Genomic DNA, 20,406 nt, shown 5'->3' with positions numbered 1-20,406 from the left:
CCGGCACTTTATTCGTCTGATAGTGTGCGCACTGCAATTCGCCAAACAGATGGGAGCACCCGCCATGGCCTCGTACAAACAGTTGACTGCCCAACTCGAAAAACTCCACAAGGAAGTCGCGGCGGCCCGCGAAAAGGAAGTCGCTCAGGCGATCGCCGACATCAAGCAGAAGGTCGCCGAGTACGACTTGACCGCCGAAGAACTCGGCTTTACGACCGAGCGCAAGCCGGCGCGCAAAGCGGCTGCGGCGTCGGTCGCCAAATATCGCAACCCGAAAACCGGCGAGACCTGGAGTGGTCGTGGACGCTCGCCCGGTTGGCTCGCGGGCAAGAATCGCGAGCGCTTTCTGATCGAAGGGTGAATGTGAAACGCGTTGCTGTATGCGTTTTTACGTGTTGCTCGGCGCTTGTCTCGCGGCGAGTTCTCCTGAAGTGATGTCGTGTCAGATTGGTTTCTCACCGTTGCGAAGGTCCCGAAAACGCTCACCTTTGACACGGGCCTGAGCGCGGGCCGAGAGATTTTCTGCGCAACTCACGCCGGGTTCCGTTACTTCGGTGAGCCAGGCTTTGTCGCGTGACGCACCGCTTGACGTGATTGCCGCTACCGCCCGTCTCAGTGCTGCGCGATCTTCCTAAAACGGGCGTCAGCCCTTGCTGGCGGGCGTTTACAGGCGTGCAGAGTAATCGCATCGGCCAGCGCCCGGAGCTTTTCCGCCGCTTCCACACGGTTCAAGGCTGCGCCCAATTTCGCAGCGCAGGTGCGTGAACGACGCTGCAGCGTCTTCACCTTTCGCCGCGTTTCGACGCTCGCTATCGCAAGTCCCGAAAACTCTCACCATTGCGTTTTCCGAAGCGCACCGCACGCTGCGCTCCGGACAAATCCGCCGCCCGGTTTGCGTCCTGGTCCGCCGCTCGCCGACCTGCACGGCCGGCCCCTTTCCCCCTGGCGTTGCGCCGGGCGTGTATCATTCGTTCCCTGCGCTGTTCTGCGCTGGCGATTCCCGTATTGTCGAACGTTTGTTCGCGACCTGTTTCCGACGCGGCGAGATTGCCAGTCGACGCGGGTTCCGGCCCAACTCCCGCAGCTCGACGCCGCCGCGCAAGGCGTGGCATACCGGCAGCCACAAGCCGCCGGGAACCGCCCGAACCCCCTATCCGTGACCGCCAGACCCGATGTCAGTCTCCGAACTCAAACGCCGCCGCACGTTCGCGGTCATTTCCCACCCGGACGCGGGTAAGACCACGCTCACCGAAAAGCTGCTGCTGTTCTCGGGCGCGATTCAGATCGCCGGTACCGTGAAGGGCCGCAAGAGCAATCGCTACGCGACGTCCGACTGGATGGAGATCGAAAAGCAGCGCGGTATTTCGGTCGCCAGCTCGGTGATGCAGTTCGAGTACGGCGACGCGGTGATCAATCTGCTCGATACGCCGGGCCACGAAGACTTCTCCGAAGACACCTATCGCGTGCTGACCGCGGTCGACGCCGCCGTGATGGTGATCGACGGCGCCAACGGCGTCGAAGCGCAAACGCTGAAGCTGCTCGAAGTCTGCCGCAGCCGCAAGACGCCGATCGTCACCTTCATCAACAAGCTCGACCGTGAAGTCCGCGAGCCGCTCGAACTGCTCGACGAAATCGAGCAGCACCTGGGCGTGGCCGCGGTGCCGTTCACGTGGCCGATCGGCATGGGCAAGGAATTCCAGGGCGTCTACGACATCCAGCGCGATCAGGTGCGCCTGTTCCGCGCCGGACAGGACAAGGCGGGCGGCGACGTCGAAACGCTGCAAGCCCTGAGCGAAGAGGAAGGTGAGCGCCGCTTCGGCCATAGCTGGACGAAGGCGAAAGAAGAGATCGATCTGATCACCGGCGCGACGCCCGATTTCGACCGCGAGCAGTTCCTCGCCGGCCAGCAGTCGCCGGTGCTGTTCGGCTCGGCGATCAACAACTTCGGCGTGAAGGAAATTCTCGATGCGCTGGTCGATCTCGCGCCGCCGCCGTCGATGCGCATGACCGTGCAGCGTCCGGTGCTGCCGGACGAGCCGAAGTTCACCGGCGTCGTGTTCAAGGTGCAGGCGAACATGGATCTGGCGCACCGCGACCGCGTGGCGTTCATCCGCGTGTGCTCGGGACGTTTCGAGCGCGGCATGGCCGTGAAGGTCACGCGGTCGAACAAGACCTTCCGCGCCAATAACGTGGTGACGTTCCTGTCGCAACGTCGTGAGACCGTGAGCGAGGCGTATCCGGGCGACATCATCGGTATTCCGAATCACGGCACGCTGAGTCTCGGCGATACGCTGACCGAAGGCGAGCAACTGCAATTCGTCGGCTTGCCGTTCTTCGCGCCGGAAATTTTCCAGACCGTCGAAGTGGTCGATCCGATGCGCGCGAAGCAACTCGGCGAAGCGCTGAAGCAGCTCGGCGAAGAAGGGGCGATTCAGGTGTTCCGTCCGGAAGTGGGCGGCCTGATGATCCTCGGCGCGGTCGGGCAACTGCAGTTCGAAGTGGTGTCGCATCGCCTGTCGACCGAGTACAAGGTCGACGTGCGGATGGCGCCGGCGCGTTACCGGATGTCGCGCTGGGTGACCTGCGACGACGCCGCCGAACTGCGCCGCTTCACCGACTCGTATGCGGCGCGGATTGCGCTCGATGCGTCCGATGCGCCGACGTATCTGGCCTCGCATGTGTCCGAGATCGAAGTCGCGCAAAAGGCATGGCCGAAGGTCGTGTTCAACGAACTGCGCGAGCATTCGGGCGCACCGTTCAAGAAGTCGATGTGACTTCCTGCTGCGAATGAATTAACAGCCGCGTCGGTGACGCGGCTTTTTTTCGCCTGCAATTTCCGCCACGTGCGCCTGTTCGTCGGATGCAATCTGACGCAGGCCATGGTTGCCGCGCAGACACCCCGCGCAATCGCCCGACTTCGCCTATGCTGACGGAGACGCGCACCTCGCCGCCAGCCCGGCTCGTCTCTCTTACTCTGCGGAGCGCCCGTGACCGTACGCAATCTCGACGCCTTGTTTCGACCCAAATCCGTCGCCGTAATCGGCGCCTCCGAGCGGCCGGGCAGCACCGGCGCGATGGTGTGGGCGCGCGTGCTGGAAGGCGGTTTCGGCGGCCCGCTGTGGCCGGTCAATCCGAAGTACAAAACGCTCGGCGGCCACGCGGTGATCGGCGACGCCGGCGATCTGCCGCAAGCGCCCAGCGTCGCGCTGATTTGCACGCCGCCCGACACGTGGCCGGCGATCATCCATAAGCTCGGCGGGTTGGGCACGCGCGCGGCGATCATCGTCGGCGAGGTGCGCCGCGATGCCGACCGGCTCGCGGTGCGGCACGCGCTGTCGGCGGCGCGGCCGCATCTGCTGCGGATCGTCGGGCCGGGCAGTCTCGGCGTGGTGTCGCCGGCGCTGCGCGCGCATCTGGGCGCGCCGTCGTGCACGGTCAAAGCGGGCGGCGTCGCGTGGGTGTCGCAGTCGAACGCGCTGACCAATGCGGTGCTCGGCTGGGCGCACGCGCGCGGCCTCGGTTTTTCGCATGCCGTGGCGCTCGGCGACGAGGCCGATGTGGATGCCGGCGACGTGCTCGACTACCTCGCCAGCGACCCCGGCACGCGCGCCATTCTGCTCGAACTCGATAGCGTGCGCGCGGCGCGCAAGTTCATGTCAGCGGCGCGGGCGGCGGCGCGCAACAAGCCGGTGCTCGCGCTGCGCTCGGGGCGCGCCGATCCCGCCGACGCGCTCTACTCCGCCGCGTTCCGGCGCGCGGGCATGGTGCGCGTCGATGCGCTCGACGATCTGCTCGACGAAGTGGAAACGCTCGGCGTCGGCCGGGTGGCGGCGGGCGCGACGGCGACGCTGATCACCAGCGACCGCGGTCTCGCCACGCTCGCCTGCGACGCGTTCGCCGCCGCCGGAGGCATGCTCGCGCCGTGGCCCGCCGAAGCTTCGGACGCGTTGCTGCAGGCGCTGCCGCACGCGGTCGGCGGCAATCCGCTGCGACTGGGCGATGACGCGCGTCCCGAGCATTTCGGCACCGCGCTCAAACTGCTCGCCGAGCATCGCAGCACCGGCACCGCGTTTGTGGTCCATGCGTCGACACACGGCGCGCCGGTCGGCGAGGTCGCGCAGGCGCTGATTGCGAACCAGCGTTTCGCGTATCGCGGCTTGCTCGCGTGTTTCTTCGGCGGGCTGGATGCCGCCACGCGCGACGCGTTGCACGCGCAGGGCATCCCGGTTCATACGACGCCGCAGCGGCTCGCGCGAGCATTCGCTCGTCTGGTTGATTACCGGATGGGCCGTGAACTGCTGATGCAAACGCCGGAAGGATTGCCCGCGCAGATTCCCGAAACGGTCGACGCGGCTCAGGCGCAGGCTTGTGCGGCGCTGGCTGCGGGTGAGCATGAACTGACTGGCGAAGCGGCGGCGCGGTTTCTCGAGCGTTTCGGGTTGACGGTGGAAACACAGGGGCGGCCAACGGCACAAGCACCTGACGCAGCCCCGACCAAACCGCTGCCCGCCGCGGACCGCACAGAAGACAACGCCGAGCCGTCCAGAAAGCCGGTAGTCGACATCGCCATCGAGCTTCACGACGACGATAACTTCGGCCCCGTGTTCCACTTCACCGTGCCATCGGTTGACGGCGTGTCCGAGGCGCTGCGCGTCTACGGCCTGCCGCCGCTCAATCCGGTGCTCGCGCGCGACCTCGTCACGCGTTCGTACTACGCGCGGCTGGTCGCGCCCGAGCCGACTCTGGCGGCCTTGACGGCGCTCTCGCAGACGGTCTGCGAGGTCAGGCAAATCGTCGGTCTCACGCTGACGTTCAGGGTCTACAGCGATCAGGTGACGGTGGTCGATCCCACCTTGAGGCTCGGCGCGCAGCGCAGCCGCCTCGCGATCGTGCCTTATCCGCGCCGCTTCGAAGAGACGCTCGACTGGCAAGGCTTGCGGGTAACCGTGCGGCCGATCCGTCCGGAAGACGAGGCCGCGCATCATGACTTCGTCGAGTCGATGACGCCCGAGGATTTGCGTCTGCGTTTTTTCGGCGCGGTGGGGAGCTTCGACCACTCGCAACTCGCGCGGATGACGCAGATCGACTACGACCGCGAAATGGCGCTGATCGCGACGGTCGCGAGCGAAGAGGGTTTTACGCGGACGCTGGGCGTGGTGCGCGCCGTTGCCGATCCCGACAACGAAACCGCCGAATTCGCGGTCACGGTGCGCTCGGACCAGAAAGGCCGGCGCCTCGGTCAGTTGCTGATGGATCGGATCATCAAGTACGCGCGGGCGCGCGGCACTCACTGGCTGGTCGGCGAGGCGCTGCGCGAAAACACCGCGATGATCGCGCTCGCCAAAGCCTGCGGTTTCACGATTACGCGGACCGAAGATCCGGGTGTGGTCGGCTTTCGCCTGGCGCTCGACGAACCAGCCGAGCCTGGCGCCCAGGCGCCGCGTCAAGGGAGCTGACGGCACACAACTTCAGCGGCTACCTCAAGCCGGCAGCTTCGCCGCTGCTTCGTCGACTTGCGTGCGGGTCACGGCCAATTCTTCGAGCCACGCCTGTGCATACACCGCGCCGGTTTCACGCTCGAGACGCGCAATCGTCGCCGCGCACCGGTTCGCATCCTTCAGCGTCGCGATGAACGACTTCACCGATTGACCCGCCGTGAACGCATCGAACAACGGCACGCGAATATCGTCCGGCAGCGGGCGCGTCGTCCACTGGTACGGCTTGCCGTTGAGCGTGAACGACGGCGGCAGCACGCGCTCTTTCCTCGCGGCCGGAATCAGACCGTAAGTGCGCGCGGCCTCGCCGATCTGCTCCGGCGAAAACAGCTCGTCCGGGCTGATGTCGAATTGCTGGATGAAGGTCTCGATGCTTTGCATCGCCGCGGCGCGGTCGTCGCGACGCTTTTGCGCGTGGGCGACGATGTCGCGCAGTTCGTCGGCTTCTGCGGGCGTGATCGTGAAGCTCGACTGCCTCTGCTGGAGTTCGGAAAAACGCTGGAATTCGGAATCGGTCAGAAGTTTCGCCATTGCTTATCGATGGGCGCGCATGGGCGAACCCATGCGGCGTAATTTTGAGAGGGTCGCCATTCTAAACCATGCGCGCAAGACGCCGAATTTCAACGAACCGCCGCATGGTGCCGCTCTTTAGCAACGCAGTTCAGGCGGCGTGCCCCCGGAACATCGACAGCGCCTGCACCGTTTCGCGCAGCAAGGCCGTCGCCGCTTCGAGCGTCGGCGCGACGTATTCGTCGATACGCCGCAGGTACGGGCAGGTGAGCACCGCAATCGCCTGGCCGGACGGCCCCTGGATCGGAAACGTGACGTCGGTCACGCCGAAGGTCTGCTGGCTGTCCTTCTGCGAAAAACCCGCCGCGCGAATCCGCTCGCACGCATGCTCCAGCGCGTCACGGTCGATCGTGACCTCGCCCTTCACCTTGGTGTGTTCGGCCAGCATCTGCCGACGCTGCTCGACGCTTTGAAACGCGAGCATCACGCGGCCCGAGCCGGTATCGATCAGGCCGACCCGCGAGCCGAGCCGCACCGACATGCCCCACGTACCAGGCCCATCCACCTGGGCGATCACCAGCAGATTGCCGCGGTCGTACACCACGAGGTGACACGATTGTTCGGCAGCATCGGCAAAGCGCTGCATCAGCGGCAGCGCTTCGGAGATCAGCCGGTTCATCGGCGGATGACGATGAGCGAGCGCATACAGCTTCAGGCTCAGCGAATAGCGGTCGCCTCCCGTCGAGCGCACCACGTACTGCCGCGCGACCAGCCGTTCGAGCATCCGGTACATCTCGCTCGCATTGCGTCCGAGCAGCTTGGTGATTTCGGCGCGCGTCAGCCCTTCCTTCTGCTCGGCGAGCAGTTCCAGGATGTCGAGACCTTTGTCGAGCGCGGGGGCGCGATAGCGGTCGGCGTCGTCTTTGTCGTCTGCGTCCATCGTTGGCGAGGTTCCGTGTGCAGTTCTCATTATCTGGCGCATGAATGTAAGTGCGGCGCGAATCTTGGGCAAGGCGCACCCGTCCAGGGAAAACACGGACGCTTGGTGCAGTGCACATTTCTTGACTTCGAAAAGTCCGTATATGAATAATACGTTCATTGGTGAATGAGCGCACGCCGATACCCGATGAATCGATAAGAAAGCGCAGGACGAAGTGCCGGCCTGTTGACCGGTTCACGTAGTTCAACAACACATAGCTGGAGACAACCCCCATGCCGTTCGTCAAGTTCTCTACCCGGCCGCACGCGGCCCACCGTTTGTTCCGTCGATCATTCTTCACTCTCGCGGCCGCTGCGTGCGCCGCCGGCGTCGCGATGAGCGGCACCGTGCAGGCCGCCGACGCCGGCAAGATCGGCCTCGGTCTGCCGCTGCTCACCTCGCCGTTCTGGCAGTCGTACAACAACTACTTGCCCAAATACGCGAAGGAGATGAGCCTCGACATCCTGGCGCCGGTCAATTCGAATGGCGATCCCGCCCAGCAGATCACCGACATGAACAATCTGCTGAACCTCGGTTCGAAAGGCATCGTGGTCGGCCCGCTGGATTCGGCGGCGATCAGCCGCGCGCTCGACGCCGCCGCGGCCAGGAACGTGCCCGTGGTCGCCGTGGACGTCGCGCCGACGCAAGGCAAGGTCGCGATGGTCGTGCGTGCCGACAATCGCGCGTACGGCGAGAAGGCGTGCAAATACATCGGTGATCACGTGACGTCGGGCAAGGTCGTGCAGATCATGGGCGACCTTGCATCGGTGAACGGGCGCGACCGGTCCGAAGCGTTCCGCGCGTGTATGAAGGGTTATCCGGGTGTGTCGGTGCTGGAAATTCCGGCGGCCTGGAAGGGCGACGTGGCGGCCACCGCGCTCGACAGCTTGCTGACGGCGAATCCTGACGTAAAGGGGATCTACATGCAGGCGGGCGGCGTCTATCTGTCGCCGACGCTGCAAACCTTGCGGCGCAAGCAGATGCTGTTTCCCGCCGGCGATGCGAAGCACGTCGTGATCGTGAGTAACGACGGCATTCCTCAGGAGTTCGACGCGATTCGCCGTGGCGACATCGACGCAACCGTGTCGCAGCCCGCCGATTCGTACGCGAAATACGGCCTGTTCTATATCAAGGCCGCGTTGGCGGGGCAAACCTTCAAGCCGGGCCCGACCGATCACGGCAGCAACATCATCCAGCTGACGCCGGGGATTCTCGAAGACCAGTTGCCCGCGCCGCTCGTGACGAAGTCGAATGTCGACGACAAGGCGTTGTGGGGCAACACGGTCAAATGAGCGAGCTGACGCCCTCCATGCCGGCGGTCGTCGAAGCGTTCGAGGTCACCAAACGCTTCGGCTCGACGGCAGCGCTGAAAGACGTGAGCATCCGCGTGGTGCCCGGCGAGTCGCATGCGCTCGTCGGGCGCAATGGCGCGGGTAAATCGACGCTGGTGTCGATTCTCACCGGCCTGCGCAAGCCCGACACCGGCGAGGTGCGTTTCAACGGCGCGCTCGCGCCGTCGATCGCGGATCGCGATGCGTGGCGCGAGCGCGTCGCTTGCGTCTATCAGCATTCGACGATCATCCGCGACCTGAGCGTCGCGGAGAATCTGTTTATCAACCGGCAGCCGGTGCGCGGCGGCATGATCGATTGGCAAGCGATGCGCCGCGACGCGCGCGCGTTGCTCGATCACTGGAAGATCGACGTGCGTGAAGATGCGCGCGCCGGCGATCTGACAGTGGAAGCGCGGCAACTGGTGGAGATCGCGCGGGCGCTGTCGTACGGCGCGCGCTTCATCATCCTCGACGAACCGACCGCGCAGCTCGACGGCGACGAAATCAAGCGCCTGTTTCGGCGTATCAGCGAGTTGCAGCGCGAAGGCGTGACCTTCCTGTTCATCTCGCATCATCTTCAGGAAGTCTACGAGATTTGTCAGGCGGTGACGGTGCTGCGCGACGCGCGGCATATCGTCAGCGCGCCGGTGTCCGCGTTGCCGCGCGCGCAGTTGATCGAAGCGATGACGGGCGAACGCGGCGGTCTGAACGTCGCCGACGCGGCGGCGCGCGACGCGTTGCCCCCCGATACCGCGATCGCGCTGCAGGTCGACGAACTGGCCGGCTCCGATTACGAAGGCGTGTCGTTTACCGTCAAGCGCGGCGAAGTCGTCGGCCTGACGGGCGCGACGAGCAGCGGCCGCACCAGCGTCGCCGAAGCGATCGCCGGCTTGCGCGCGGTGCAACGCGGCACGGTCAGCGTGGACGGCAAAGCGTTGCCGCCCGCTGACGTGCCGGCGGCATTGGCGCACGGCATCGGCTGCGTGCCGAAGGACCGGCATCACGAAGGGCTGGTGCTCACGCAATCGGTCGCGGAAAACGCGTCGATGACGATCGCGCGGATGCTCGGCAAGTTCGGCATCGCGCCGCCCGCGAAGAAGAACGCGTTCGGCCAGAAGATGATCGACGCGCTCGGCATCGTTGCGCAAGGTCCGGAGCATGTCGTGTCCGGTCTATCGGGCGGCAATCAGCAGAAGGTGGTGATGGCGCGTGCGCTCGCTACCGATCCCAACGTGCTCGTGCTGATCGACCCCACCGCGGGCGTCGACGTGAAATCGAAAGAAGCGTTGCTCTCCGTCGTGGATCGCGTGCGCGAAGAGGGCAAGGCTGTGCTGGTCGTGTCCGGCGAGCTCGACGATCTGCGCATCTGTGACCGTGTGCTGGTCATGTTCCGTGGCCGTGTCGCGGCCGAATTTTCCGCGGGTTGGCAGGACCACGACCTGATCGCATCCGTTGAAGGAGTCAGTCTCCATGAAGAATAGTGTGCCCAGCCCCGCATTCGGCACCGCGCAAGCTCAAGCGCAGCCGCAGCCCGCCGCAGCGGCGTCGCGAGGCAAACGCGCCCGCTCCGAACTCGTCCGCCTGCGCGAGCTGGCGTTGCTGCCCGCGCTCGCATTGCTGATCGTGATCGGCGCGTTCGTCAGCCCGAGCTTTCTGACGCGGGCGAATCTGATCAGCGTGCTGGGCGCATCGGCGGCACTGGCGCTGGTGGTGCTCGCGGAATCGCTGATCGTGCTGACCGGCAAGTTCGATTTGTCGCTCGAATCGACGGTCGGCATTGCCCCCGCCGTGGGCGCGATGCTGGTGATGCCGGCGGCGTCCGCGGGCTTCGGCACGCAATGGCCGGCGGCGGTCGGCCTGATCGCGATTGTCGCGGTGGGCGCGGTGATCGGTTTGATCAACGGCTTTCTCGTGGTGCGTTTGCGGCTGAACGCGTTCATCGTCACGCTGGCCATGCTGATCGTGTTGCGCGGCATGCTGGTCGGCGCGACCAAAGGCGGCACGTTGTTCGATATGCCGGCGTCGTTCTTCACGCTCGCCACCACCATCGTGTTCGGCTTGCCGTTGTCGGTGTGGCTCGCGGCGGCGGCCTTTGCAATCGCCGCGTTCGTGTTGCGCTATCACCGCTTGGGCCGCGCGTTGTATGCGATCGGCGGCAATCCGGAAGCGGCGCGCGCGGCGGGGATTCGCGTCGAGCGCATCACGTGGGGCGTGTTCGTGCTCGGCAGCATGCTGGCGTCGCTGGGCGGCCTGATCGTGACCGGCTATGTCGGCGCGATCAACGCGAATCAGGGCAACGGCATGATCTTCACGGTGTTCGCGGCCGCGGTGATCGGCGGCATCTCGCTCGACGGCGGCAAGGGCACGATGCTCGGCGCGCTCTCCGGCGTGCTGCTGCTCGGCGTCGTGCAGAACCTGCTGACGCTCGCCCAGGTGCCGTCGTTCTGGATTCAGGCGATCTATGGCGCGATCATTCTCGGCTCGCTGATGGTGGCGCGGCTTGCCAGCGGCGAAGGCCAGAACTAATGCGCACGCACTACGGAGAACTCTTTTGACCAGCCGTCCATTGCCAACCGACCCGCGTCTGATTCTGCTCAGTCCCGCCGACAACTGCCTGATCGCGGCGGCGCGGCTCGACGCGGGCACGCAGGTGGAGATCGAAGGCGAGCGCGTCACGCTGACCCGAACCATCGAACTCGGTCACAAGGTGGCGCGCCATGAACTCGCGAAAGACGACAAGGTGTTGCGCTACGGCGCGGTGATCGGCCACGTGACCGAGGCGGTCGAGCGCGGCGCGCATCTGCATACGCACAACCTCGAAAGCGACTACCTGCCGACCTATACGCACGACGCGGGTCACGAGTTCGTCCATCACTGACACGCGCACCATCACGCGGCCCTATGCCTCTGCAACCGCTGAAACCGCTGGAACGATCATCCATGACTGACACTTTCTTAGCAACCGCCGCGCAGCAAACGATGCTGCAAGGCTATCTGCGCAGCGACGGCCGCAAGGGTATCCGCAATGTGGTCGCGGTGGCCTATCTGGTCGAATGCGCGCATCACGTGGCGCGCGAGATCGTCACGCAGTTTCGCGCGCCGCTCGACGCGTTCGACGATCCTCGCGCCGAATGCGAGCCGCCGGTGCATCTGATCGGCTTTCCCGGCTGCTATCCGAACGGCTACGCGGAAAAGATGCTCGAACGGCTCACCACGCATCCGAACGTGGGCGCGGTGCTGTTCGTGTCGCTCGGTTGCGAGAGCATGAACAAGCACTACCTGGTGGACGTGGTGCGTGCCAGCGGCCGTCCTGTCGAAGTCCTGACGATCCAGGAAAAGGGCGGCACGCGCAGCACGATTCAATACGGCGTCGACTGGATTCGCGGCGCGCGCGCGCAACTCGCCGCGCAACGCAAAGTGCCGATGGCGCTGAGCGAACTGGTGGTCGGCACGATTTGCGGCGGCTCCGACGGCACCAGCGGCATCACCGCGAACCCGGCCGTGGGCCGCGCGTTCGATCATCTGATCGACGCGGGCGCGACCTGCATCTTCGAGGAAACCGGCGAGCTGGTGGGCTGCGAATTCCATATGAAGACGCGCGCGGCGCGCCCGGACCTCGGCGACGAAATCGTTGCGTGCGTCGCGAAGGCGGCGCGCTATTACTCGACTCTCGGGCACGGCAGCTTCGCGGTCGGCAACGCGGACGGCGGGCTCACCACGCAGGAAGAGAAATCGCTGGGCGCGTATGCGAAAAGCGGGGCGTCGCCGATTGTCGGCATTGTCAAACCCGGCGACATTCCGCCGACCGGCGGCCTCTATCTGCTCGACGTCGTGCCGGACGGCGAACCGCGCTTCGGCTTTCCGAATATCAGCGACAATGCGGAAATCGGCGAACTGATCGCTTGCGGCGCGCACGTGATCCTGTTCACGACCGGGCGCGGTTCGGTGGTCGGCTCGGCGATCTCGCCGGTGATCAAGGTGTGCGCGAACCCGTCGACGTATCGCAATCTAGCCGGCGACATGGACGTCGATGCCGGCCGTATTCTCGAAGGCCGCGGCACGCTCGACGAAGTGGGCCGCGAAGTGTTCGGGCAAACGGTCGCGGTGTCGCGCGGCGCGGCGTCGAAATCGGAAACGCTTGGTCATCAGGAATTCATCCTGACCTACAAAACGTTCGAGCCGGTCGGGCCCGCGTGCTTGCCGTCGAGCGCCGCGCCCGCGCAACGGGTCGTCGCGATCGAGCCGCATTGAGCGGACCCATCGGGCGCACCGTTCACGCTCGCGGCAAACAGGCCGCGAGCGCGGTGGGCAAATCGCATCCGTACATGGTAAAAACACAAAAAATCAGGAGACGCGCTCAATGACGGCCATGATCGCTTCGAAGATCGGGCAGCGGCGCCGCATCGGCCGCGGCACGTTGCAGGTGAGCGGATTGGGTCTCGGCACGGCGCCTTTGGGTGGCCTGTACCGCGATCTGTCCGATGAGGAGGCCCACGCGACCATCGCCGCCGCGTGGGACGCCGGCGTGCGTTACTTCGACACCGCGCCGCATTACGGCAACACCAAGGCCGAGCATCGGCTGGGCGACGCGTTGCGCCGCTATCCGCGCGGCGACTATGTGCTGTCGACCAAAGTGGGCCGCCGCTTCGTGCCGCGCACCACACCCTTCGACGACCGCGAAGGCTGGCAAAACCCGCTGCCTTTCGAAGCGATCTACGACTATACGCACGACGGCATCCTGCGGTCGTTCGAAGACAGTCAGCAGCGCATGGGCATCGTCGAGATCGACATTCTGCTGGTGCACGATATCGGCCGTGTCACGCACGGCGACCAGCACCCCCACTACTGGCGGCAACTGACCGAAGGCGGCGGCTTCCGCGCGCTGGACAGGTTGCGCTCGTCGGGCGCGATCAAGGCGGTCGGACTCGGCGTCAACGAAGGCGCGGTGATACTCGACGCGATGGCCGAGTTCGATATCGATTGCGCGTTGCTTGCGGGCCGTTATACGCTCCTCGAACAGACCACGCTCGACGACCTGCTGCCGGCCTGCGAAGCGCGCGGCGTCAGCATCCTGTTAGGCGGCGCGTTCAACTCGGGCATTCTGGCGCGCGGCGTCGCGGGCGATCTGAAATTCAACTACGGCGCAGCGCCGCGCGAAGTGATCGAGCGCGTCGCGCGGCTGGAGGCGGTGTGCCGTGCGCATGGCGTGCCGCTGCCCGCCGCCGCGTTGCAGTTTCCGTATGCGCATCCGGCAGTCGCCACCGTGTTGACCGGCGCGCGCAGCGCCGACGAATTGCGTGAGAACGTCGCGTCGTTCGAGCAGCCGATCCCCGCGGGCTTGTGGTCCGCGTTGCGCGACGCAGGCTTGCTCGACCCGCGCGCGCCCGCGCCAGAGGATTGATTCGACGATGCCGATCGACGCCCATCAGCACTACTGGGACCCCGCGCGAGGCGACTATGAGTGGCTCACGCCGGAGCTGAAGATCCTGTACCGGCCGTTCGGCCCGGCGAATCTCGAGCCGTTGCGCGAGAGAGCGGGCATCGAGCGTACAGTGGTGGTGCAGGCGGCGCCGTCCATCGACGAAACACGTTACCTGCTGGACCTCGCGCGGCATGAGCCGTCGATTGCGGGCGTGGTCGGCTGGGTGCCCTTGCTGTTGCCCACGGCACCGGCCGTGATCGAGGCGCTGGCGAGCGAGCCGAAGTTCAAGGGCGTACGGCCGATGCTCCAGGATCTGCCGGACGACACATGGATCGCGAACCCCGATCTCGCACCGGCAATCGAAGCGCTGATCGCGCACGATCTCGCGTTCGACGCGTTGATTTACGCGCGTCACGTCGAGCATGTCGAAACCTTCGCCACACGTTTTCCCGCGCTGCGCATCGTCGTCGATCATGGCGCGAAGCCGCCGATCCGTTACGGCCGCGCGGGCTATCAGAGCTGGGCCGATGCGATCACGCGCCTCGCCGCTCTGCCGCAAGTGCATTGCAAGCTGTCGGGCCTCGCCACCGAGGCATCGCCCGGCTGGACCGAGGACACGCTGCGTCCGTATGTCGAGCATCTGCTGACGTCGTTCGGTCCGGCGCGCCTGATGTGGGGCAGCGACTGGCCGGTGCTCGATCTGAACGGCGACTACCTGCTCTGGCATTCGGTGGCGACCACCTTGCTCGCGTCGTTGAGCGACGCCGAGCGCGAAGCCGTTTTCGGCGACAACGCCGCCGCGTTTTACCGGCTCTGATTTTTTCTGGAAGCGTCAGCAGGACACGAGCAGCCCATTCAACTGGAGTCGTAGATGACACAAAGACTGGCCGGCAAAACGGCCCTGATCAGCGCGGCAGGACAAGGCATCGGTCTCGCCACCGCGGAACTCTTCGCACGCGAAGGCGCGCGCGTGATCGCCACGGACATCCGCATCGACGGACTGGCCGGCAAGCCGGTCGATGCGCGCAAGCTCGACGTGCGCGACAACGTGGCGATCAACGCGCTGGCCGCCGAGATCGGCGCGATCGACGTGCTGTTCAACTGCGCGGGCTTCGTGCACGCTGGCTCGATTCTCGAATGCAGTGAAGAGGACTGGGATTTCGCGTTCGACCTTAACGCGAAGGCGATGTACCGCATGATCCGCGCGTTCCTGCCGGCGATGCTCGAGAAAGGCGGCGGCTCGATCATCAACATGTCGTCGGCGGCGTCGAGCGTGAAGGGTGTGCCGAACCGCTTTGCCTATGGCGCTTCGAAGGCCGCGGTGATCGGGCTGACCAAGGCCGTTGCTGCGGACTTCGTCACACGTGGTGTACGCTGTAACGCGATCTGCCCGGGCACGGTGTCTTCGCCGTCGCTCGAACAGCGGATCGCCGCGCAGGCTCAGGCGCAAGGCGCGACGGTGGACGCCGTGCAGGCGGCGTTCGTCGCGCGTCAGCCGATGGGCCGCGTCGGCAAGCCGGAAGAGATCGCCGCGTTGGCGCTGTATCTCGCGTCCGACGAATCGTCGTTTACCACCGGCCAGGCACATGTGATCGACGGCGGCTGGTCGAACTGACGCACGCCGCTTACGAATCGACCCACGAACCGAATACTGCTGAACGTAAAGGGAAGTACCACGATGAAACTGCTTCGTTATGGGCCGAAAGGCCAGGAAAAGCCGGGTATGCTGGACGCGCAAGGCAAGCTTCGCGATCTGTCCAAGGTGGTCGGCGATATCGACGGCGCCGCGCTGACCGCTGAAGGTCTCGCCAAACTGCGCGCGCTCGACCCGGCTTCGCTGCCGTTGGTCGAAGGTAATCCGCGCATGGGTCCGTGCGTCGGCAAGATCGGCAAGTTCATCTGCATCGGGCTGAATTACGCGGACCACGCGGCGGAATCGAACCTGCCGGTGCCGTCCGAGCCGGTCATCTTCAACAAGTGGACGAGCGCGATTTGCGGCCCGAACGACGACGTCGAAATTCCGCGCGGCTCGAAGAAGACCGACTGGGAAGTCGAACTGGGCGTGGTGATCGGCAGGCCGGCGAAATATATCGACGAAGCCAACGCGCTCGATTACGTCGCCGGTTACTGCGTGATCAACGACGTGTCGGAACGCGAATGGCAGATCGAACGCGGCGGCACGTGGGACAAGGGCAAGGGCTTCGACACGTTCGGCCCGATCGGCCCGTGGGTCGTCACGCGCGATGAAGTCGCCGATCCGCAGAACCTGAGCTTGTGGCTCGAAGTGGACGGCCACCGTTATCAGAACGGCAACACGAAGACGATGGTGTTCGGCGTCGCGAAGCTGGTCTCGTATGTGTCGCAGTGCATGAGCCTGCAACCGGGCGACGTGATCTCGACCGGCACGCCGCCGGGCGTCGGCATGGGCGTGAAGCCGAATCCGGTGTTCCTGAAGCCGGGTCAGACGATCCGTCTGGGTATCGAAGGTCTCGGCGAGCAGACGCAGAAGACTTACGCGGCGGAGTAACACGCGCCTACGCGCGCGGCTGAAACGCGTTGCCGATGTAAAAGGCCGTTCCTGCGCGATGCGGGAACGGCCTTTTTAGTTGGGTTGAGCCGCCGTCCTGATCGTTCAGGCGCCTCGGTCCGCGAGCAACCGTGCGAGCAGCGCGACCAGTTGATCGACGTGTTCGTCTTGCGTACGCCACGACGACACGCTGATGCGAAACGCGGGCCGTCCTTGCCAGACCGTGCCGCCGAACCACGTTTCGCCGGATGCCTGGGCCGCTTCACGAACCGCGACCGTTTGCGCGTCGGTCTTGGCCCGCACCAGCACCTGATTCAGCACGACGCGATTCAGTACTTCGAAACCCGCGGCACGCAAGCCGTCGGCGATCCGCTCGGCTTGCGCGCAATGCCGGTCGACCATCTCCCGCACGCCGCTGCGTCCGAGCGAACGCAACGCCGCCCAGATCGGAATGCCGCGTGGACGGCGCGAGAACTCCAGCGTCAGGTTCTTCTGCGCGTCGTGGGCGCCGCTCAAATAGACCGCGTCGCTGTTCATCGCCGCCGACATCGCCCGGGCATCGCGGCAGATCGCCATCGCGCCGTCATAGGGCGTGTTGAGCCATTTGTGGCCGTCGGTGGTCCAGCTGTCGGCGCCGTCGATGCCGTCCGTCAGCGCCCGCTTCGACGACGCCCGCGCCCACAGGCCGAACGCGCCATCTACGTGGACCCACGCGCCTGTCGCTTTGGCGCGCGGTATCAAGGCGGCGAACGGGTCGAACTCGCCCGTGTTCACTTCGCCGGCTTGCACGCAGAAGATCGTCATATCGTCGAGGGGCGGCAACTGCGCGGGATCGATACGGCCATGCTCGTCGACAGGCGCGGCGATCACGCGCTTCATGCCGAAGCCGAGCACACGCAATGCCTTCTTCACCGTGATGTGGGCCATCTCGGAGATCACGACGCGCAGCGGCGGCGCGCCATCCAGGCCGTCGTTGTCGAAATCCCAACCCTTGCGCTCCAGCAGCGCACGTCGTGCCGCCGCGATACAAACGAGCGTGCAAGCCGTCGCGCTGGTGCCGAAGCCGACCGCTGCATCACGCGGCAGATCGAGCGCGTCGAGCACCCAGCGCGCCGCGATCTTCTCGATGGTGGCGGCGGCCGGCGAGTTGTCGAAGGTCGATGCGCACTGATCCCACGCGCCCATCAGACGCTCGGCCGCCGCAGCGGCCGGCAGCACCGCTCCGATCACGAAGCCGTAGTAGCGCGGATCGTTCGACGCCACCGTGCCCGGCGAGCCGCGTTCGTCGAGCAGGCGCAGCACGTCGGCGGGGGCGTGGCCATGCTGCGGCAAGGCTTCGTCGAAGGCGGCGAGTTGCGCGAGCGCGGCCGCGTCCGGAAACACCCGGCGCTTGCCGATGCCGGCGAGGTAAGCGTGCGCGCGCTGGTCCGCGTCGGCGGCGAGGGCGAGTTCGTCCATGGGGTTCCTCAGAGTGTCGAGCGATTGATGGCGCCGTGGTCCGGAGACCGGCGCGTTCAGAGATTGGCGAGGTCGCGGCCGAGCTTGCGCAATTCGGCGTCGATGCGCTTGTAGCAGGTGAATTTGCCGATCCGCTGCGCGCGCACGAGTCCCGCGTCGGCGAGGATGCGCATGTGGCGCGTGGTGCTGGCGGGCGTGCCAAATGACAAACCATGGGCAACCGCCTTCAGTGCGGTGCGATCGGTTTCGAAGCGCTGCCGTCAACCCGCTGGTTCGTGTTCGCCGTTTTCGCGAATGCGGTTGACCGTGCCTTGCGCGACCGCGACGAGCTTTTCGCGGTTGCCGTCCATCACATACACGTTGCACTGGCAGGTCGCCTGATGCTGGCCCACAAAGACGACCTTCGCGCGCGCGATCAACGTCCCGTTTACCGCAGGACGCAGATAGTTGATCTTGTATTCGCCGGTCACGACTTTCGGCCCGAGAGACAGCGCGCCGGCGAACGTCAGCGCATTGTCGGCGAGATAGCTGATGACCCCGCCGTGCACGAAGCCATGCTGCTGCCGCAACTCGTCGCGGATCGGCAAGCTCAGTGTGAGTTCGCTGGTGCCCGTGTGCATCAACTCTGCGCCTAGCAGCATGCTGAACGGCTGGGCATGCAGTGCGCCGCGCGCCCGGTCGAGGAGGTCGGTCATCGTGATTCCTTCGGGCAACGCCCGTGGTGGCATCTGCACTGGCCTGTGTTGTGCAGTCCTACCCACTCTAGGAAGCGTGGATGCAGTGCGTCAAGGTGAATCGGAAAAATGTGCGGCGCATTGTTGCGCGAAAAAATCCCAATAATGACGTTGGCCGATGAAAAGCGTATTAAGCCGATTTTTGATGAAATTGACCTCAAGCTAAGCGCGAGCCTGCCGTTAACTCTGAGGTAGCTTCCCGTCATTCTTTGCTTTCAGGTGTTCACGATGTTCAGCAAGATCAAGGTCGCATCCGGCCTGTTGTCTGTTCTGGCCGCGTTTTGTGTATTCCAGCTTGTCACGGTGGGTCTGGGCTTCTGGTCGCTCACCCGCACCCATGACGATGTGGGCGATCTGTCGAATATTGCGTTGAAGCAGGTGGACGCGGTCAACGAAACAACCCAGCGGCTGATGGATGCGCGCATCAACCTGTCGCGCGCCGGGACGCGCATGGTGCGCGGCGGCGCGGAGCCGGCGGACATCGTGCAGCACGCGCGCGAACAGCTGACGGCTGCGGATCAGTCGTTCGGTGCGTTCATGAGCGCGCAGAAGACCAGCGACGAAAACAGCGCCCGCGCGACGGCGCTCGCCGGGCGCTACAAAAAGCTGCACGACGCGCTCGCCGAACTCGTGCAGTTTCTCGACTCGAACAACATCCAGGCCTTCCTCGATCAGCCGACCCAGTCGCTGCAGGACGCCTACCTCGCCGAGTCGCACAACTTCGTGCAATTCGGCGCCGCGGCGATCCGTGCATCGCTCGATTCGATCGATGAGCGCATGGCGACCTTTCGCGTCGTCAGCATCGTGATCCTGCTGGCGCTGGTGGCCGGCACGTTCGCGGTCTACGCGGCGCTGCGCCGGGGCGTGGTGGCGCCGCTGGAGGAAGCGGGCCGCCACTTCGACCGCATCGCGCAAGGACGCCTCGACCGGCCGATCGCCGCGCGCGGCACCAACGAAATCGGCCGGCTGTTCTCAGGTCTCGCAAAAATGCAGGCGAGCGTGGCGCGCACCGTGCAGTCCGTGCGTGAATCCGCCGACTCGATCCACCTCGGCGCCGATGAAATAGCGACCGGCAACGCCGATCTGTCGGCGCGCACCGAAAACCAGGCGGCTTCGCTCGAAGAAACCGCGTCGAGCATGGAAGAACTGACGGCCACGGTGCGCCGGAACGCCGATCACGCCCGCGAAGCCAATGCGCTCGCCGAGACCGCGCTCGACGCGACGTCGCGCGGCAGCGAAGTGGTCAACGAGGTGGTCGACAAGATGCGCGGCATTGCGCAGAGCTCGGACAAGATCGCCGAAATCATTTCGGTGATCGACGGCATCGCGTTCCAGACCAACATCCTCGCGCTGAACGCGGCCGTCGAAGCGGCGCGCGCGGGCGAGCAGGGGCGCGGCTTCGCGGTCGTGGCCGGCGAAGTGCGAGGCCTCGCGCAGCGTAGCGCGCAGTCGGCGAAGGAGATCAAGACCTTGATCAGCGAATCGGTCGCGGAGATTCAGGACGGTTCGACGCTGGTCGAGCATGCCGGCGAAGCGATGCGCAACGTGTCCGCATCGATTTCGCGCGTCACGCAGATGATGGCGGAAATCAGCGCGTCGTCGCTCGAGCAGAGCACGGGCATCGAGCAGGTGAACCAGGCGGTGCTGCAGATGGACGAGATGACGCAGCAGAACGCGGCGCTCGTCGAACAGGCGGCAGCCGCGGCGGCTTCGCTGCATCAACAGACGCAGCAATTGAAGCAGGCCGTATCCGTGTTCGAAATTTCTGAAACTGTGTTGCGTACGCAACAACTCGATGAAATGCGCGGGCCGCTTGCGGAATCAGGCGGATCCGAAATGCGCGCAATTTAAACCAGGCAAGCGCTTAAAAAGAAGGCATTTTTCCAAAGAAAATGGCCCGCGAAAGCGGGCCATTTTGCATCAGACGCAAGCGCCTAAGGGTGCCTCAAA

The 20,406-nt window shown here is 65.2% G+C and carries 17 protein-coding genes and 1 pseudogene; 13 read left to right on the top strand and 5 right to left on the bottom strand.

What is annotated here, in order from left to right; genetic code table 11:
• Positions 1-64 precede the first annotated feature (64 nt).
• From HV744_RS23225 to HV744_RS23215, 3 genes are all read left to right on the top strand, one after another.
• The gene (locus tag HV744_RS23225) at positions 65-361 is read left to right on the top strand and encodes an H-NS histone family protein (protein WP_175151740.1); all 297 of its coding nucleotides are present in this window, start codon (positions 65-67) and stop codon (positions 359-361) included.
• An 811-nt stretch (positions 362-1,172) separates the two neighbouring features.
• A complete protein-coding gene (locus HV744_RS23220) occupies positions 1,173-2,774 on the top strand; it encodes a peptide chain release factor 3 (protein WP_175151739.1) in 1,602 nt (533 codons plus the stop codon).
• Between the two features lie 213 nt (positions 2,775-2,987).
• The gene (locus HV744_RS23215; RefSeq protein ID WP_175151738.1) at positions 2,988-5,456 is read left to right on the top strand and encodes a bifunctional acetate--CoA ligase family protein/GNAT family N-acetyltransferase; all 2,469 of its coding nucleotides are present in this window, start codon (positions 2,988-2,990) and stop codon (positions 5,454-5,456) included.
• A 24-nt stretch (positions 5,457-5,480) separates the two neighbouring features.
• On the opposite strand, the gene HV744_RS23210 is transcribed toward HV744_RS23215, so the two are convergent.
• Both HV744_RS23210 and HV744_RS23205 read right to left on the bottom strand, forming a co-directional pair.
• On the bottom strand, positions 5,481-6,026 hold the full coding sequence (locus HV744_RS23210; protein WP_175151737.1) for a hypothetical protein: 546 nt from the start codon (positions 6,024-6,026) through the stop codon (positions 5,481-5,483).
• Positions 6,027-6,156: 130 nt separating this feature from the next.
• Positions 6,157-6,945, bottom strand: a complete 789-nt coding sequence (locus tag HV744_RS23205) for an IclR family transcriptional regulator (protein ID WP_175151736.1) — start codon at positions 6,943-6,945, stop codon at positions 6,157-6,159.
• Between the two features lie 374 nt (positions 6,946-7,319).
• On the opposite strand from HV744_RS23205, the gene HV744_RS23200 reads away from it, so the two are divergent.
• The 9 genes from HV744_RS23200 to HV744_RS23160 all read left to right on the top strand — a co-directional run bounded on the left by HV744_RS23200 (position 7,320) and on the right by HV744_RS23160 (position 16,264).
• Positions 7,320-8,276 (top strand): sugar ABC transporter substrate-binding protein, encoded by a 957-nt coding sequence (locus HV744_RS23200; RefSeq protein ID WP_246279162.1) that lies wholly within the window; start codon positions 7,320-7,322, stop codon positions 8,274-8,276.
• Positions 8,273-9,796 carry a sugar ABC transporter ATP-binding protein gene (locus HV744_RS23195; protein WP_175151734.1) on the top strand — a complete coding sequence of 508 codons (1,524 nt, stop codon included), beginning with the start codon at positions 8,273-8,275 and terminating at the stop codon, positions 9,794-9,796. Before HV744_RS23200 ends, HV744_RS23195 begins: the two co-directional genes overlap by 4 nt.
• Complete coding sequence (locus tag HV744_RS23190) at positions 9,786-10,841, top strand: ABC transporter permease (protein WP_175151733.1); 1,056 nt, start codon at positions 9,786-9,788, stop codon at positions 10,839-10,841. The genes HV744_RS23195 and HV744_RS23190 overlap by 11 nt, the downstream gene beginning before the upstream one ends.
• A 25-nt stretch (positions 10,842-10,866) precedes the next feature.
• Positions 10,867-11,193, top strand: a complete 327-nt coding sequence (locus tag HV744_RS23185; RefSeq protein WP_175151732.1) for a UxaA family hydrolase — start codon at positions 10,867-10,869, stop codon at positions 11,191-11,193.
• A 62-nt stretch (positions 11,194-11,255) separates the two neighbouring features.
• Positions 11,256-12,566, top strand: a complete 1,311-nt coding sequence (locus HV744_RS23180; RefSeq protein ID WP_175151731.1) for a UxaA family hydrolase — start codon at positions 11,256-11,258, stop codon at positions 12,564-12,566.
• Positions 12,567-12,675: 109 nt separating this feature from the next.
• Positions 12,676-13,716 (top strand): aldo/keto reductase, encoded by a 1,041-nt coding sequence (locus tag HV744_RS23175; RefSeq protein ID WP_175151730.1) that lies wholly within the window; start codon positions 12,676-12,678, stop codon positions 13,714-13,716.
• Between the two features lie 7 nt (positions 13,717-13,723).
• On the top strand, positions 13,724-14,554 hold the full coding sequence (locus tag HV744_RS23170; protein WP_175151729.1) for an amidohydrolase family protein: 831 nt from the start codon (positions 13,724-13,726) through the stop codon (positions 14,552-14,554).
• Between the two features lie 54 nt (positions 14,555-14,608).
• A complete protein-coding gene (locus HV744_RS23165; RefSeq protein ID WP_175151728.1) occupies positions 14,609-15,352 on the top strand; it encodes an SDR family oxidoreductase in 744 nt (247 codons plus the stop codon).
• Between the two features lie 63 nt (positions 15,353-15,415).
• Positions 15,416-16,264, top strand: a complete 849-nt coding sequence (locus HV744_RS23160; protein WP_175151727.1) for an ureidoglycolate lyase — start codon at positions 15,416-15,418, stop codon at positions 16,262-16,264.
• A gap of 105 nt (positions 16,265-16,369) precedes the next feature.
• Here HV744_RS23160 and HV744_RS23155 read toward each other — a convergent pair whose 3' ends face one another.
• The 3 genes and pseudogenes from HV744_RS23155 to HV744_RS23145 all read right to left on the bottom strand — a co-directional run bounded on the left by HV744_RS23155 (position 16,370) and on the right by HV744_RS23145 (position 18,417).
• On the bottom strand, positions 16,370-17,722 hold the full coding sequence (locus HV744_RS23155; protein ID WP_175151726.1) for a pyridoxal phosphate-dependent decarboxylase family protein: 1,353 nt from the start codon (positions 17,720-17,722) through the stop codon (positions 16,370-16,372).
• A 56-nt stretch (positions 17,723-17,778) separates the two neighbouring features.
• Positions 17,779-17,916, bottom strand: a pseudogene (locus HV744_RS23150) (ArsR/SmtB family transcription factor); the annotation flags it as partial.
• Positions 17,917-17,982: 66 nt separating this feature from the next.
• On the bottom strand, positions 17,983-18,417 hold the full coding sequence (locus HV744_RS23145; RefSeq protein WP_175151725.1) for a PaaI family thioesterase: 435 nt from the start codon (positions 18,415-18,417) through the stop codon (positions 17,983-17,985).
• A gap of 267 nt (positions 18,418-18,684) precedes the next feature.
• Between HV744_RS23145 and HV744_RS23140 the strand changes: the two genes are divergently transcribed.
• Complete coding sequence (locus HV744_RS23140; RefSeq protein WP_175151724.1) at positions 18,685-20,307, top strand: methyl-accepting chemotaxis protein; 1,623 nt, start codon at positions 18,685-18,687, stop codon at positions 20,305-20,307.
• The last annotated feature ends 99 nt before the right edge of the window (positions 20,308-20,406 follow it).

The sequence above is a fragment of the Paraburkholderia ultramafica genome (assembly GCF_902859915.1).
In the GTDB taxonomy this organism is placed as follows: Bacteria; Pseudomonadota; Gammaproteobacteria; order Burkholderiales; family Burkholderiaceae; genus Paraburkholderia; species Paraburkholderia ultramafica.
This window is presented reverse-complemented; position numbering and strand designations above follow the sequence as displayed.

Bases quoted from the DNA above. Each gene is read 5' to 3' on its own strand.
- HV744_RS23225 (WP_175151740.1), top strand. From the start codon at position 65: ATGGCCTCGTACAAACAGTTGACTGCCCAACTCGAAAAACTCCACAAG.
- HV744_RS23220 (WP_175151739.1), top strand. From the start codon at position 1,173: ATGTCAGTCTCCGAACTCAAACGCCGCCGCACGTTCGCGGTCATTTCC.
- HV744_RS23210 (WP_175151737.1), bottom strand. From the start codon at position 6,026: ATGGCGAAACTTCTGACCGATTCCGAATTCCAGCGTTTTTCCGAACTC.
- HV744_RS23205 (WP_175151736.1), bottom strand. From the start codon at position 6,945: ATGGACGCAGACGACAAAGACGACGCCGACCGCTATCGCGCCCCCGCG.
- HV744_RS23200 (WP_246279162.1), top strand. From the start codon at position 7,320: ATGAGCGGCACCGTGCAGGCCGCCGACGCCGGCAAGATCGGCCTCGGT.
- HV744_RS23195 (WP_175151734.1), top strand. From the start codon at position 8,273: ATGAGCGAGCTGACGCCCTCCATGCCGGCGGTCGTCGAAGCGTTCGAG.
- HV744_RS23190 (WP_175151733.1), top strand. From the start codon at position 9,786: ATGAAGAATAGTGTGCCCAGCCCCGCATTCGGCACCGCGCAAGCTCAA.
- HV744_RS23180 (WP_175151731.1), top strand. From the start codon at position 11,256: ATGACTGACACTTTCTTAGCAACCGCCGCGCAGCAAACGATGCTGCAA.
- HV744_RS23175 (WP_175151730.1), top strand. From the start codon at position 12,676: ATGACGGCCATGATCGCTTCGAAGATCGGGCAGCGGCGCCGCATCGGC.
- HV744_RS23170 (WP_175151729.1), top strand. From the start codon at position 13,724: ATGCCGATCGACGCCCATCAGCACTACTGGGACCCCGCGCGAGGCGAC.
- HV744_RS23165 (WP_175151728.1), top strand. From the start codon at position 14,609: ATGACACAAAGACTGGCCGGCAAAACGGCCCTGATCAGCGCGGCAGGA.
- HV744_RS23160 (WP_175151727.1), top strand. From the start codon at position 15,416: ATGAAACTGCTTCGTTATGGGCCGAAAGGCCAGGAAAAGCCGGGTATG.
- HV744_RS23155 (WP_175151726.1), bottom strand. From the start codon at position 17,722: ATGGACGAACTCGCCCTCGCCGCCGACGCGGACCAGCGCGCGCACGCT.
- HV744_RS23145 (WP_175151725.1), bottom strand. From the start codon at position 18,417: ATGACCGACCTCCTCGACCGGGCGCGCGGCGCACTGCATGCCCAGCCG.
- HV744_RS23140 (WP_175151724.1), top strand. From the start codon at position 18,685: ATGTTCAGCAAGATCAAGGTCGCATCCGGCCTGTTGTCTGTTCTGGCC.